Here is a 14647-nt window from a genome sequence, read left to right on the forward strand (position 1 = left end):
CGCCCACCCCCTATCCAAAAAAAAACAATCCACTCAACCCGGCGGGGGGGCGGGGGGGCGGGGGGCCCCCCCCCCCCGACATCGAACTCGGCACCGGCCCGGCTACAGCGGCATGAGGTGGTGTTTCCGCGGGCCGTGCCGGACGGACTTGTCGCGCAGCAAGCGCAGCGCCCGGCGAATCTCCAACCGGGTCTGCGACGGTTCGATCACCGCGTCGATATATCCGCGTTCGGCCGCCGTCCAGGGCGTCGCCACCGTCGTGTTGTAGAAGTCGATCATCTGCTGCCGTAGTACCGGACGCTCCTGGTCGGAGACGGCGGCGAGCTGCCGGCGCTGGGTGAGCCCCACGGCGGCCTCGGCGCCCATGACGGCGATCCGCGCGGTCGGCCAGGCGAGATTGATATCGCCGCCGAGCTGTTTACAGCCCATCACCGCGTAGCCGCCGCCGTAGGCCTTACGCACCACCACGGTCACGATCGGGACGGTGGCTTCGACCACCGCGTAGAAGAACCGGCCGCCACGTTTGATCACGCCGATCTTCTCCTCCTCGACCCCGGGCAGCACACCGGGTGTATCGACGACGAAAACGAGCGGGAGCCCGAAGGCATTGCACAGACGGATGAAATGCGCCGCCTTGTCCGAGCCGCGGGCGTCGATCGCACCGCTGGACACCAGCGGCTGATTGGCCACCACACCCACACTGCGGCCGTCGACGCGGGCGAAGCCGGTGATCATATTGCGCGCCGACGCATCACCCACCTCGTGGAAATCGCCGTCGTCGAAGATTCGCAGCAGGACGTCGTACATGTCGTAACCGGCGCGATCGGAATCGGGGACGATCGAATCGAGTTCACGATCGGTTTCGGTGAGTCCGGGTTCGATCCCGGGATTGACCAGCGGCGGCCGGTCGAAGCAGTTGGACGGCATGAAGCTCAGATAGCTGCGCACCCATGCGAATGCCGCTTCCTCGTCCGCGGCGACGTGGTGGATATTGCCGTTGTACGCCTGATTGTGGGCACTGCCGAGTTCTTCGAGTGTGATCTCTTCGCCGGTGGTCTCCCGGATGACATCCGGGCCGGTGACGAACATATAGGCGGATTCGGTCGCGACCAGCACATCGGTGTTGATCGGTGAATAGACCGCGCCGGCCGCGCATTTTCCGAGCATCAGCGAGACCTGCGGCACCACCCCGGACAGGCCCAGCTGACGCCGGCTCATGGCGGCGTACCAGGCCAGCGAGGTGACTGCGTCCTGCACCCGGGCACCCCCGGAATCGTTGATCGCCACGAACGGGCAGCCGATCTCGGCGGCGAGATCCATTGCCGCGGCGACCTTGCGGCCGAACATCTCGCCGACGGAACCGCCGAACACCGTCTGATCATGGGCGATGACCACGACGGGGCGGTCGTCGATTGTGCCGTGCCCGGTGACGACGCCGTCGCCGTAGAGGCTTCCCGGATCGCCCGGTTGCCGGACCAGTGCGCCGATCTCGACGAAACTTCCTTTGTCGAGCAGTATTTCGATACGTGCACGGGGGCTGCGGATACCCTTGGCGGCCCGTTTGGCGACGCCCGCCGGGCCGGCCGGTTCGTACGCCACCGCCAGATTGTCCCGTAGTTGTTTCAGTTTCCCTGCGGTCGTCGCCTCCACTGTGTACGCCCTTCGTCGTCTCGATCGAGCTCTCGATATCGCGGTACCGGGACGACATTAGTTTCGGGACAGCCGTTTACAGCGCAGTGCCGAAGAAGAGCGTCCGGCATGTCGTGTACTGCATTACTGCACTGGTGGGCTCCGCAGCCGGAATTCGGTCCACGTCGACCACACGGATGAGTCCAGTACTGCCCGATACGACTTCCGGGAAGAAATGGCACACAGCCGCAGGGAGCCGCGCACGCGAGCCATACGCTTGCGGACCACAGTCGCCCTGATCTGTATCCACGCACCGTGGGCAGAGACCGGCGAGTCGGCGTCATCGCGGCTCGCGGCTCCCGGTGCCGCGAATCACGACGCCGCCGGCGGAACACGGCCGTAGGCACTGTCGGCTTGCACCAGGCGGGCGAGTATTTCCGGCCCGGAGCCGCCGGTCAGCGCGGCCGGTGGGCCGATATCGGTGATCCGGCCACCGTCCAGTACCGCGATCCGGTCCGCGCGGTCGAACTGGCTGCGCAGATCGTGACCGATCCACAGAACCGCCGCATCGGTCGCCCGACGGTAATCGTCGAGGTGGTCCAGGATCAGGCCGGCCGTGGGTTTGTCCAGCGCGGTGGTCACTTCGTCGCACAGCAGGATCCGAGGCCGGGCCAGCAGGGCCCGGGCGAGGGCGGCCCGCTGGAGCTGTCCACCGGACAGCCCGGCGGGCAGGCGGGCCGCCTGCGCCTCGTCGATTCCGAGGTCGGCCAGCAGCGTGGTCGCGGCGGACCGTGCCTGCGTCCGGCTCATACCGCGCAGCCGGATTCCGGTGGCCGACACCTGATCCAGTACATCGCGGTGTGGGTCGAACGAGGCCGCGGATTCCTGCCAGACGTACTGGATGTGGGCGATCTGATACCGGGTCCGGCGGCGCAGTACCGGGAGTGATTCGCCGTCGGCCCGGATATCCCCGGCCACCGGCCGGGCCAGTCCCGCGATACACCGGGCCAGCGTCGATTTGCCCGCACCGGAGACGCCGATGAGGCCGAGCATTTCGCCGGGATACAGATCCAGGTCGATATCCCGCAGGATCGGGGTGCGCCGTGGGCCGGCTGCCAGGCCGCGGACCCGGAGGGCCGGTGCACTGCGCGTTTCCCGCCGCGGACCGGCCAGACCGGCGGGCGCGGGTCCGGGATCGGGTTCGGGTTCGACGAGCCGGCCGCCGCTGACGAACAGTGTGCGGTCGCTCAGTTGCTCGACCACATGCGGGTCGTGGGTGACAAGCAGTACGGACTTGCCCGCATACCGCAGGTCCCGTAGCGCGGTGAGCAGCGCGGACCTGGCCAATGAGTCCAGGCCTACGGTGGGCTCGTCGACCACCAATACGTGCGGCTCGCACACCAGCACCTGTGCGAGGGCCAGCCGGGCCCGTTCACCGCCGGAGAATTCGAACGGGTACTTCCCCAGGACCCCGTCGCGGTCGCCGGTACCGATCGCGACGGTCGCCAGCATCCGCGTGACCCGATCCCGGCGTGTCGCCGCGCGCAGCCGGCCGCCCCCGGCGCGCCGGTGTTGCAGTGTCACCAGTTCGCCGAGCGCCGCCCCGATCCGCCGCGCCGGATTCAGCGTGCCCGCCGCGTATTGCGGCAGGTAGCCGATCCGCAGGGCCGGTGCGCGGCGGATGGCACCCGACACGTCGATGCCAGGGCGGTCCACGCCGGCAACGGCCGCGGCCAGGGTGGTTTTACCGGCACCGGACGGGCCGAACAGGGTGAGAATCTGTCCCGGCCCGAGATCGAAATCGATGGCACGCAAGACCGTGCTCGGACCCGCGCGAGCGCTGAGGTTACGCACCGAGATCAAGGCGTCAGCCATCGCGGCCCACCCGGCGGGTGGCGTCCACGGCGCGGGTGCGCGGATCCGACAGCAGATCGTCGACCAGCAGATTCGTCCCCACCGCCAGCAGCACGATGAGCGCTCCCGGTAGCGCCACCGACCACGGCGCGATCATCAACGCATCCTTGTTGGCCGCCACCGAGACCGCCCAGTCGGTGGACGTGGTGTCGAAACCGAGGCCGAGGAAGTTCGCGGACGCGAGGAAATAGACGGCCGCGGTGAAGCGGACGCCCATATCGGCGGCGATGGGCCGGGCCATAGCGCGCACCGCGTACCGGCCGTACCGGTAGCCACGACCCTCGCCTTGCATACGCAGCGCGTCCATCACCGGCCCGTGCACGATCCGGACTGCCGCCATCCGGACGAACCGCGCGATGGGCGCCACCAGGGCGAGCCCGATGGCGCAGGCGATCGCCACGGCCGACCCCTGGGTGCGCAGGGCGGCCACCATGATGAGCAGTAGCGCGGGGATGCAGAGCAGCACGTCCACCGGCCGCATGAGCAGATCGTCCAGCCACCGGCGAGGCGCGGCGGCCGCGGAAACCCCGATGACGAACCCGGCGAGGTAGGACCCCAGCACGGTGAGCAGCCCGACCGTCACGAATGTCTGCCCGCCGGTGAGCGCGGCCGCCAGCACATCCCGGCCCAGCCGGTCGGTCCCGAACGGCGACCACGGAGACGGCCCGAACGGCGCCATCCGCTCGGCCGGCTCGCCGTGTGCGAGTAAGGGGCCGGCCAGTGCGAACAGCAGCGGTATCGCGATGCAGGCCACGTACATCCACCGCCGCGCCGTCATATCCGCACCTGCGCCGCGGCTTCCGGATTCAACCGGTACCCGGCCATATCTATCGCCGTGTTCACGACGACGGCGATCAGGCCGGTGATCGCGACGATCGCGAGGATCACCGGATCGTCCCGGTTTCCGATGGCAGCGATGAGCGTGGTGGCGATACCCGGTACCGCGAACACCGCTTCCACGATCAATACTCCGGACAGCAGACCGTCACCGGTGCGGCCGAGTTCCTGCATCGCCGGCGCGAGCGCATTGGGCGCCACATGCCGTACCAGCAGCGATGACCGGGGCACTCCGAGCCGCCGGGCCTGCGCGATATAAGGCTGGTCCACCACGTCGACCACGCCGGCGCGGACCAACCGGACCAGCGGCGCGGCTACGCGCGCCACCGTGACGATCAGCGGAAGCACCAGATATTCGGGCCGTTCCAGCAGAGTCGGCAGATCGGCGCCGAGGAAGGTCGCCGGCAAGAGGTCGAGCCGTACGGACAGCACTGATACCAACAGGACGGCGAGGACGAAATCGGGGATCGAATCCAATCCGATGCTGATCGAGGTGATCAGGCGATCGGTCGCCGACCCGGGCCGCAGTCCCGCCGCGAAACCCGCGAGCACAGCCGCGGGGACGAGCACGAGCAAGGCCGTCACCGCCAGCAGCCCGGTGACCAGGAACGGGCCGGCGATCACCGATCCGACACTCGCACCGTTGGCATAGGAGGTACCGAGGTCGCCGCGCACCGCATCGCCGAGCCATTCGGAAAATCTGGTCGCCGGCGAAACATCGAGGCCGAGCAGATGCCGGGCGTGCTCTTGCTGCGCGGCGCTCAGGACGGTGTTGTTCTGCACATCGGCGGCATCGCCGGGCAGTAGCAGCGACAGCCCGAAAACCAGTACGAGCAGCACACCCAGCTGCCCGAACCCGATCCCGGCGCGGCGGACGAGCAAGCGCGCGGCCGGCCGGGTATCCGATATCACCGGCCGATCACCGGATCGCGACCACGACGCGGTCGTCCCCGTACTGCCAGACGGTTCCGGCCTCGGTGAATCCGGCCTCGACCGCGAACGCGAGATAATCGTGGACGGTGGGCCGGTCGTGCACCGCATGCTCGAATCCGCCGTCCCGCAACCGGACCAGTTCGGTGAGCTCGGGAGCGGTCTCCACCGCCGACCACCAGTCCGCCCAGTCCTCGGCGCCCGCCGTACCGCAACGTTCGGCGCGGCGGGCGGTCAACGCCCGGCCCAGGGTGTCCAGGCGCGGGCCGGCCGACCCTTCGTACAGATGGTCGCCGTCGACGAACACCCCGCCGGGCGGGAGGGCGGCGGCGCAGGTGCGGATCAGTGCCCGGAGGGGTTCGCGGTTCATCCAGTGCAGTGCAGTGGTGCTCACGAACGCGTCCGGAGCGCGGTCCAGGTCGAGGGCTGCGGGCCAGCCGGGGTCGCGCAGATCGGCGAATACCGTGCGCAGGCGGTGCGAGCCGTGGGCGGCTTCGGCGAGGGCGAGCAGGAGCGGGTCGGCATCGACGCCGACCACGCGCGCACCGGGCAGCCGGGCCAGGAGCCGCTGGGCCAGCGTCCCCGGGCCCACCCCGAGATCGACGATCAGCGGGTCGGGCCGGTCGAGCAGATCGGTGAGCACATCGCCGATCACCTCGAACCGCAGCTCGCGATCGGGCATATACCGTTCCTGCTGGCGGTTCCAGCGTTCGAGCCAGTAGCGTGCTCGTGCCGGATCCAGATTCGGCGTCATCGGGCACGCACCTGGTCGAAGCGGGCCCATTCATGCGAGTTCGGAACGGCCGCCGGCAGGTCCGCGAACCGGTCACCGCCCGCACTGTTCCAGTTGGTGGTGCCGAAGAAGACGAACCCACCCCGGTCGTGCAGTATCTCGTGCATGGTCCGGTAGAGCGCCGCACGACCCTCCGGGCTCCGGGTGGCCTGAGCTCTGGCATAGAGCCGGTCGAACTCCGGGTCCGACCATTTGGTGCGATTCTGCGGCGAGTGGCTCAGCAGCCGGGACGCGAAATGGTTGGGTATCGGTAACGGCCCCGACTGCCCCATCGTGAGGTGCCCGGTCTCCAGCGCATCGGTGTAGTAGGTGTCCTTGGACCCCAGCACGACGTTCACCCGAACCCCGCAGGCTGCGGCGTGATCGGCGAAAAGCCTTGCCGTCTCGAGGAAACCGTAGGCCACCGGCGCGGTGAACAGGTCGAACGAGAGGTCGCGAACGCCGGCGCGGCGCAGTAACCGGCCGGCCTCGTCGGGGTCGTATTCGTGCTGCGGGAGGTCGGCGTAGTACTGGTACCCCTTGCCGAACACGTCGTTGCCGATCTCGCCGTGCCCTTCCAGCGCCACCTTCAGCAGTTCGGCCCGGTCGACCATCCGCATCATCGCCCGGCGCACGTCCGGGTTGTCGAAGGGTGGACGGTCGGTTTTCATGGCGAAGAAGTAGATACCGCTGTTCGGTGTGGATACGAGCGTGGTGCCGGGCCGGCCTTCGAGGGTCCGGGCCGCCGAGGGGGTGAGGTTGTCGGCGTAATCGATCTCCCCGCTCTGTACCGCGTTCACCCGGGCATCGGCCTCGGCGCTGACGATCCGCAGCTCACCGATTCCGGGGGCACCGGCCCAGTAGCGCTCGTTGCGGGTGGCGGTGAACCGGCGGCCGGCGGCGAAGGACGCGAATACGAAGGGCCCGGTGCCCACCGGCCGACGGAAATCGGTGGCACCGTCCTGCACGATCTTGGTCCCGTAGACCGAGAGAGCGATCAGGAATTCGAAAGACGGCTCGTTCAGCGCGATTTCCACGGTCCGGTCGTCGATCGCCCGGCAACCGGACAGATCGACCCCATCCAGTGCGGACGCCGCGATGAACGGGCGCTGCGGTGCGGGGCCGAGCACCCGGGACAAGGTGTAGAGCACATCGTGCGCGGTGAATTTCTTCCCGTCGTGCCATTGCGTATCGCGCAGCGCGATCCGCCAGCGGGTGCCGTCGGCGTTGGGCTCCCCCGACTCCGCCAGGCGCGGGATCGGCGTCATCGCCGAATCCACCTCGAACAACCCGTCGTACACCGCTTTCATCCGGGCTTCGTCGATGAACAGGGTGTTCACCCCCGGGTCGATCCCTTCCCCCGCGCCGGATCCTTGAAAGGCCGCGGTGAACGTATCGGAGGCGGACCCGGATCCGCTCCCGCACCCGGCCGCCAGCGCACCCGCGGCCACCGCGCTGCCCAGCAGGAACGACCGGCGATTCAACTCCGGTGGACCACCGCGCATATCCGACTCCCGTCGCATCAGGGCACTTCACGCGACACAGATATGCGAAACCGGCCGCGCACAGGCGGCTGGTTCGGCGCATCGATCAATACCCACGTGATCATGACCGTTCAGTACTTCATCCGCAGGTATCTGGCTTCGGTTCCGGTAGGAACCTCACAGTTGCGGGACAGCCCCGGACTCGCACCGGTCTTCCCTGCGGACCGCGCCGACATTACCGAAGTGCAAGCCGCGGAACCATACCGCCGCCGCGGCCGACACCTCCGGATCAGCGCGCGCGACCCCGGGCGGTACAGCGGCCGGGCGCTTCGGGCACCACATATTCTGTGATCCACGACATGTGATCCAGGCCGCGACCGGCCAACGTTTGCCCACCGACGCCACGGGTAGTCAACCAAGGGAATGCTCTCGTCGTGGTCCAGCCCTCGGGATGGTGCGGGGAGGGGGCGGAATGGGCAACAGGTGGCTAGGAGAGTCGGGTGTCGGTAGTTCTCGTGCTTCAGGCACGCGGTCTCGGTGAGCTGCTCACCGCTGTTCCGGCGTTGCGTGCCCTGCGACGGGCCCGGCGCAACGATCATCTCGTCCTCGCCACCCCGCACCGTCTGCGTCCGATGGTCGAACTGATCGCCCTGGTGGACGAGATGGTGCCGATCGCCGATCCACAGGGGTTGCGCTGGGACGGACCGCCACCGAAGCTCGCCGTCAACCTGCACGGCGACGAGGCCACACCGATCGTGGAACTCGCCAAGACCGGCGCCGAACGTATCCTCACCTACCGCAATCCGGCGTTCCCCGAGATTCCCGGCCCGGCCTGGCACGACGATCGGCATCCGATCGACCGCTGGTGCCATCTGCTGGAATTCGACGGCATCGGCGCCGACCGGCGCAATCTCGGGCTGGTACCGCCGGTGGCCACCACGAGCCACCGCGACTGTGTGGTCGTGCACGTCGGCGCGGGCGCCGCCGCGCGACAGTGGCCGGCCGATCGGTACGCCGCGGTGATCCGGCATCTGCTGGTACTGGGCCACGAGGTGGTCCTCACCGGCGACGAAGGCGATCGCGAACGCGCCCACGGCATCGCTGCCCGGGCGGGGCTGGCCGGGCACCGGGTGCTCGCCGGTAACCAGAATCTGATCGAATTGTCGGCCACTGTGGCCGAGGCTTCGGCGCTGCTGTGCGGCGATACCGGTGTCGCGCACCTCGCGACCGCGTTCGGGACGCGCACGGTGCAACTGTTCGGTCCCACCTCCCCCGCGCAGAGCGGCCCGCCCGGGCACCTGCTCAACCGGCACGAGGTGCTGTGGGCAGGCCGGACCGGTGACCGCGAGGGCACGGCGCCCGATCCCGGTCTCCTGCAGATCGGTGCCGCCGAGGTGATCGCGGCACTGGACCGGCAGCTGAGCAAGCGCCGCTCCGAGGCCGGGGTGACCGGCGCCGCGTATCGCCGGGTGGGCTGATCGCACATACGGCGCCGGCCGAGCGAGTCGCCCGTTCTCACACGCGTCCGCGCGCCTCGCTCAGCGCGGCGGCGTAGGCGGCGAGGGCGCTCGGCCAGAACTGCTCCAGATAGTCGCGGGCGTCCCCGAGGCCGCGCGGGTCGAGCGAATAGAGCCGCCGGTTGCCCACCGGGCGCACCATCACCAGGCGCGCTTCGCGCAGTATCCGCAGATGCTGCGATACGGCCGAACTGCTGATCCCCACCTGTTTCGCCAACTCACCCACCGAGCGCGGCCCCGAGGGCAATGCTTCGAATATCGCCCGCCGGGTGGGGTCGGCGAGGGCGATCAGCGGCGCAACTCTGTTAGCGACCACTCATACAGTGTCTCCATCGGGCAACCCCTCGGTCAAACCCCCACCGAATGTCTCATTTGCGCAGCTCGACGCGGGAAATTCCAGGCTTCGTTACCGTACGGTTATAAGCGACCTGGGCTTATGCGCCGAGGGTGACGGTAGCCACATGCTTGCTGACTCGGCATGCAAGTCCCCTAGCTTGTAACTCATGCCCGTGACCCTTCCGTTACCTCTCCGCAAGCTCACGGTGCCGTCGATCGGCCGTCGTCGCGTAACGACGCAGGTTGTCGCCACCACGACTGCGCTCTGTGCCGGTTTCGGCCTCCTCGCCGCAGGGGCGGATTCCGATAACGAAACGATCAAGAACGTGGCGGCCACCGTGCCCGCGCAGGCCGCCACCGAAGCACCCGCTGAGCAACAGGCCCGCTCCCACGATCCCGCGGCCTGGGACCCGAACAAGCCCGCTGCGGACAACCAGCCCGTCGCGTTCCCCTTCCCGCCTCCGCCGCCGCCGCGGCCCACCACCGTACGGCCCGTCGACGCCATCGTGAGCTCCGGCTTCGGCCCGCGCTGGGGTGCCAACCACTTCGGCATCGACTTCGCCGGCCAGCAGGGTGTGCCGATCCGCTCGGTCACCGACGGCGTGGTGATCGAAGCCGGGCCGGCCACCGGTTTCGGCCTGTGGGTGCGCGTCCAGCAGGACGACGGCACTGTCGGCGTGTACGGCCATATGCAGGACATCCTGGTCCACGTCGGCCAGCCGGTCCGGGCCGGCGATGTGATCGCCACCGTCGGCAGCCGCGGCCAGTCGACCGGACCGCATCTGCACTTCGAGGTGCATCAGCCGGGTGTGGGCAAGATCGACCCGCAGCCGTGGTTCGCCGCGCGCGGCCTCGACGTCATGAACTTCCCGGGCTGACCCTACCCACGACCCATACCGACGGCGGGTAACGGTACCCCGGTAGCGGAACCACTCGGTCCCGCAGCGGGACGCACCGAGTGAGGTGCCGTTCCTACCGTCGGTTCATGTCCGCGTCATCACTTCCCGGCGGGCCGGAAATCTCCGGCCGCCCCACAATCTCCGATCTTCGTCGGGTGATCGGGCGCCTGCACCGGCCATTGCTGCTCTGTACCGCGGCGATGGCCGGTCTGGTGTTTTTCTGCCTGGTCGCCATGGTTTTCGACGATCGGCGGCTACTCGGCGAATCGGTATGGCTCAAACCGATGAAATTCGGGCTGGCCTTCGTCCTGTACACGCTCACCCTGGCCTGGCTGCTCTCGCTGCCCCATAAAGGACAACGTTTCACCTGGTGGCTGGGTTTCGCGTTCGCGGTCACCGGAATTGTGGACGTGGGATTCGTGGTTCTGCAGGCCGCGCGCGGAACATTCAGCCATTTCAACACCGAAACCGATGCGGTGAACGAAATCGGGCAAATGGTCTTCGCCTCCGGTGTTCCGGGTCTTTTCGTTGCGAATCTGCTGATCGCCGTGATCGTTTCGATACGGCCGGGCACCGATCGGCCGACCGTCTGGGCTGTTCGCGGCGGGCTGGTCATGGCCGTGGTATCGATGGCACTCGGCTACCTGATGGGATTCACCGGCACCCAGCTGACCCGCACCGCCGACGGCCGGCTGGTGGAACTGGCCGCCGGGCATACCGTTGTCGACCCGGAAACCCGGGCGGCCGTGGGCGCACCGGATGCGGTCACCGGAATGCCGATCACGCACTGGAGCACCCTCGGCGGTGACCTGCGGATCCCGCATTTCGTCGGATTGCACGGAATCCAGGTCCTACTGGGCATCGTCGTGCTGCTGGCGTGGTACGCGCAGCGGTCCTCCCGGCTCCGCCCGGCCCGCACCCGCAGCCGGCTGGTCGGCGTGGCGATACTGGGCGGGGGTGGTCTGCAGGCGATCACGTTCTGGCAGGCGATGCGCGGCCAGTCGCTGATTCATCCGGATTCCGTCACACTGCTCGCCGTGCTGGGGCTGGTTCTGCTGGTCACGGTTCTCACCGCGGCGATTCTGCACGCCGCGCCGGCAGAACCGGTGCGGGGCCGGCCGGCCGGCCGGAATCCGGCACCACGGAAGCCGGTCCCGCGGAATCCGGTCACGGCTGCCACGGCCGGGGTCAGCGCAACCGTTCGGCGTCCCGGGCCAGTTCCACCAGCACCGCGCTGAGACGCGCGAGCTCGTCGCTACCGGCCCCCTCGTCGATGGCCGTCGCCACATCTTCGGCGGCGCAGCGTGCCGCGAACCAGCGATCCGCGAGGGCGGTGGCTTCGGCGGCGCTGAGCACCACCGAATCGGCGGGGATACCAGTGCCCTTCACATTGTTGCGGTGCTCGTACGCGCGCTGGCGGCAGGACTGCCGGCAATACCGGCGCCGCCGCCCCGCTTCCGTATCAACGATTTCCCGACCACACCACAGACAGGACTGCAACCGGCGCGACATGACCCGACACCCTAATAGGCCTTCTCGCAGCAGCACACACCGCACACCGCGCAGAGTTCCCGCGCCGACGCCGTACAATTACAAGGCTCTCCCGAACTGGGAACGGATCGACCCTCACGAACGTTGACAGGAACAGGGCGCAAAGCCGCCACCGGCACGAACCGCGGGTTCGTGTGGCGGGGACGGCTCGCAGACGTGACCCGAACGGTCGGCGGAAGGCAACGGCCGGCGACACGCGAACCCACGAGGTTCGCGACAGCACAACCACAGGGGTCAACCCACCGGTTCGCCCCGGGCGGGTTCCGGTGCACCGCAGCGGATACGCCGAGAGGTGTTTTCCGATCCGGTGATCGGGAACCAGCAACCGGGAACCCGCGGACCTGCGCGCGGTAACGCGCCGACAACACAGAGAGGACCTGTACAGATGGCAGATCGCGTACTCCGGGGCAGCCGGCTCGGAGCGGTGAGCTACGAAACCGACCGCGACCATGATCTGGCTCCGCGCCGGATCGCCCGGTACCGGACCGACAATGGTGAAGAATTCGATGTCCCGTTCGCCGACGATGCCGAGATCCCGCCGACCTGGCTGTGCAAGAACGGCCAGGAAGGTGTGCTGCTCGAAGGCACCTCGCAGGAGGCCAAGAAGGTGAAGCCGCCGCGCACGCACTGGGACATGCTGCTGGAGCGGCGCAGTAAAGAAGAGCTCGAGGAGCTGCTCAAGGAGCGCCTGGAGCTGCTCAAGACCCGCCGCCGGGGCTGAGCCACAGCTTTCGGGAGTCTCGGTTCGGGCTTTGCCCCGGACACCGGCTGACAAGGCCGTACCCGCCGGACGATCCGGCGGGTACGGCCTTTGTCGTTTCGCTGGCGGAGCCGGCACGGCACCACCGCAGGGTTCAGCGGCTGGCCACCCGGCGGTAGCGCAGCAGCGCCAGCGGTACGGCGATCAGCAGAATCACCACCGAACAGATCACGGCGTATTCGACGCAGTGTTCGGCCGGCCATCCGGTCGGCGCCTCGAACGTCGGCGGCGCACTGTTGTCGAACAACTTCCGGCCGGTGGCCGCCACCGCGGTGATCGGGTTCCATTCGGCAATCGTGCGCAGCGGCCCGGGCAGGGTCTCCGCGGAGATGAACGCCGAGGAGATGAACGACAGCGGGAACAGCCAGATCAGGCCCGCGCTCTGCGCGACCTCCACATTCGGGGCGAGCAGGCCGGTGAGCGCGCCCACCCACGACATGGCGAACGCGAACAACAGGATCACACCGTAGGCGAGTGCGGCATCGGCCACACTCCCCTCGATGCTCCAGCCGACGATATATCCGCAGATGGTCATCACCAGCAGACTCAACATGCTCACCACAAGATCCGACAACGTCCGGCCCATCAGCACCGCCAGCCGCGACATGGGCAGCGCGCGCATCCGGTCGATGATGCCCTTCTCCAGGTCACCGGCCAACCCGACGGTGGTGAACGCGGCACTGAACGCGACCGTCTGCGCCATGATCCCGGCGATCAGGAATTCCCGGTACTCACCGCCGCCGAGGGAAGCCCCGAAGACATAGGCGAACAGGAAGACGAACATCAGCGGCTGCACGGTGGCAGTGACCAGCAGCGTGGGCACCCGCATGATGGTGAGCAGGTTGCGATGCGCGACGATCGCACTGTCGCGAAAGACCCGCAGCCGGGGCTCGGCAGATTTCGGGATCCGGTGCGAGGCGGGAGCCTGTTCGGTATCCGCGGTGTCCTCCTCGGTCCGGTCGGTGGTTTGGGTTTTCTCGACCGCCACTTCTGCGGTGCTCACGACATGATCTCCTCAGGTACATCGCTGGTTTCCGGCTCGGTATCCGGGTTCGCCGGAGTGCCGGTGAGGGACAGGAAAACGTCGTCGAGGCTGGGCCGGTGCACGCGGGCATCGACGGCCAGCACATCTGCGTCGTCGAGGCGGCGCAGCGCTTCGACCATGGTGCGGGAACCGTCGGCGACCACCACCGACACCTCGTCGACACTCGCCTCGTGCGCGGGTTCGCCGAGGCCGACATCGGCGAGCACCCGCAGGGCGGGCGCCGGATCCTGTCCGGGTGCCAGGGTGACGGTGAGGCGGTCCCCGCCGATCGAGGATTTGAGTTCGTCGGACGAACCGCGGGCGATGACCCGGCCCTTGTCGATCACCGTGATCTGATCGGCCAGCCGGTCGGCTTCCTCCAGATACTGGGTGGTCAGCAGAACGGTGGTGCCGTCGCGCACGAGATCACCGATCACCCGCCACATATCGGTGCGGGCCCGCGGGTCCAGGCCGGTGGTCGGTTCGTCGAGTACCACCACCGGGGGCCGGGCGATCAGTGCGCCGGCCAGGTCGAGGCGGCGGGTCATACCACCGGAATACGTTCCGGCGCGACGGTCGGCCGCATCCTCGAGCCCGAACTGGCCCAGCAGTTCCCGGGCCCGGGCGGCGGCGCTTTCGCGGCTCATTCCGTAGAGCCGCGCGACCATGCGCAGGTTCTCGTAGCCGGTGAGATTGGCGTCCACCGCCGCGTACTGGCCGGACAAACCGATCAGGCGCCGGGCGGCCGCCGGATCGTGCAGCACATCGACCCCTGCGACCCGCACCGTTCCGGCGTTGGGCCGCAAGAGCGTGGTCACGATACGGACCGTGGTGGTTTTACCGGCGCCGTTGGGTCCGAGCAGACCCATCACGGTGCCGGCGGGTATTTCGAGATCTACATCGTCCAAAACGCGGACCCGGCCGTAGTTCTTCACCAGGCCGGTGATCTGTACCGCGGGCTTCACTGAGCGTTCTCCTTCGTTTCGGTACCGGG

At 68.3% G+C, this 14647-nt stretch carries 14 protein-coding genes and 1 riboswitch; of the genes, 4 read left to right on the forward strand and 10 right to left on the reverse strand.

The window, feature by feature from the left end; all coding sequences use genetic code 11:
• Positions 1-102: 102 nt before the first annotated feature.
• The 6 genes from QH195_RS31235 to QH195_RS31260 all read right to left on the reverse strand — a co-directional run bounded on the left by QH195_RS31235 (position 103) and on the right by QH195_RS31260 (position 7605).
• Entirely contained in the window at positions 103-1650 is a 1548-nt protein-coding gene (locus QH195_RS31235; RefSeq protein ID WP_280438021.1) for an acyl-CoA carboxylase subunit beta, read from the reverse strand.
• 351 nt (positions 1651-2001) lie between these two features.
• The gene (locus QH195_RS31240) at positions 2002-3504 is read right to left on the reverse strand and encodes an ABC transporter ATP-binding protein (RefSeq protein WP_280438022.1); all 1503 of its coding nucleotides are present in this window, start codon (positions 3502-3504) and stop codon (positions 2002-2004) included.
• The gene (locus QH195_RS31245; RefSeq protein WP_280438023.1) at positions 3497-4321 is read right to left on the reverse strand and encodes an ABC transporter permease; all 825 of its coding nucleotides are present in this window, start codon (positions 4319-4321) and stop codon (positions 3497-3499) included. Before QH195_RS31245 ends, QH195_RS31240 begins: the two co-directional genes overlap by 8 nt.
• The gene (locus tag QH195_RS31250) at positions 4318-5292 is read right to left on the reverse strand and encodes an ABC transporter permease (RefSeq protein ID WP_280438024.1); all 975 of its coding nucleotides are present in this window, start codon (positions 5290-5292) and stop codon (positions 4318-4320) included. The genes QH195_RS31245 and QH195_RS31250 overlap by 4 nt, the downstream gene beginning before the upstream one ends.
• A gap of 7 nt (positions 5293-5299) precedes the next feature.
• Positions 5300-6064: a class I SAM-dependent methyltransferase gene (locus QH195_RS31255; RefSeq protein WP_280438025.1), complete on the reverse strand. Its 765-nt coding sequence runs from the start codon at positions 6062-6064 to the stop codon at positions 5300-5302.
• Entirely contained in the window at positions 6061-7605 is a 1545-nt protein-coding gene (locus QH195_RS31260) for an ABC transporter substrate-binding protein (RefSeq protein ID WP_280424193.1), read from the reverse strand. Before QH195_RS31260 ends, QH195_RS31255 begins: the two co-directional genes overlap by 4 nt.
• Positions 7606-7693: 88 nt before the next feature.
• A riboswitch (cobalamin riboswitch) is annotated at positions 7694-7838 on the reverse strand.
• A 228-nt stretch (positions 7839-8066) separates the two neighbouring features.
• Between QH195_RS31260 and QH195_RS31265 the strand changes: the two genes are divergently transcribed.
• The gene (locus QH195_RS31265; protein ID WP_280424192.1) at positions 8067-9044 is read left to right on the forward strand and encodes a glycosyltransferase family 9 protein; all 978 of its coding nucleotides are present in this window, start codon (positions 8067-8069) and stop codon (positions 9042-9044) included.
• Between the two features lie 37 nt (positions 9045-9081).
• On the opposite strand, the gene QH195_RS31270 is transcribed toward QH195_RS31265, so the two are convergent.
• Positions 9082-9399, reverse strand: coding sequence for an ArsR/SmtB family transcription factor (locus QH195_RS31270; RefSeq protein ID WP_280424191.1), 318 nt, complete (start codon positions 9397-9399; stop codon positions 9082-9084).
• A 187-nt stretch (positions 9400-9586) separates the two neighbouring features.
• On the opposite strand from QH195_RS31270, the gene QH195_RS31275 reads away from it, so the two are divergent.
• Both QH195_RS31275 and QH195_RS31280 read left to right on the forward strand, forming a co-directional pair.
• Positions 9587-10297 carry a M23 family metallopeptidase gene (locus QH195_RS31275; protein ID WP_280438026.1) on the forward strand — a complete coding sequence of 237 codons (711 nt, stop codon included), beginning with the start codon at positions 9587-9589 and terminating at the stop codon, positions 10295-10297.
• Between the two features lie 107 nt (positions 10298-10404).
• The gene (locus QH195_RS31280) at positions 10405-11556 is read left to right on the forward strand and encodes a hypothetical protein (protein WP_280438027.1); all 1152 of its coding nucleotides are present in this window, start codon (positions 10405-10407) and stop codon (positions 11554-11556) included.
• Here the strand turns inward: QH195_RS31280 and QH195_RS31285 are convergent.
• Positions 11507-11830 carry a hypothetical protein gene (locus QH195_RS31285; protein WP_280438028.1) on the reverse strand — a complete coding sequence of 108 codons (324 nt, stop codon included), beginning with the start codon at positions 11828-11830 and terminating at the stop codon, positions 11507-11509. The two genes, QH195_RS31280 and QH195_RS31285, sit on opposite strands and share 50 nt — an antisense overlap.
• Positions 11831-12254: 424 nt before the next feature.
• On the opposite strand from QH195_RS31285, the gene QH195_RS31290 reads away from it, so the two are divergent.
• Positions 12255-12590 carry an RNA polymerase-binding protein RbpA gene (locus tag QH195_RS31290; RefSeq protein WP_068036680.1) on the forward strand — a complete coding sequence of 112 codons (336 nt, stop codon included), beginning with the start codon at positions 12255-12257 and terminating at the stop codon, positions 12588-12590.
• Between the two features lie 133 nt (positions 12591-12723).
• Here the strand turns inward: QH195_RS31290 and QH195_RS31295 are convergent, their stop codons facing one another.
• Entirely contained in the window at positions 12724-13536 is an 813-nt protein-coding gene (locus QH195_RS31295; protein ID WP_432278311.1) for an ABC transporter permease, read from the reverse strand.
• Between the two features lie 92 nt (positions 13537-13628).
• Entirely contained in the window at positions 13629-14618 is a 990-nt protein-coding gene (locus QH195_RS31300; RefSeq protein WP_280424186.1) for an ATP-binding cassette domain-containing protein, read from the reverse strand.
• Positions 14619-14647: the final 29 nt, after the last annotated feature.

It is taken from the genome of Nocardia carnea (assembly GCF_029868855.1).
Taxonomy (GTDB): domain Bacteria; phylum Actinomycetota; class Actinomycetes; order Mycobacteriales; family Mycobacteriaceae; genus Nocardia; species Nocardia carnea_A.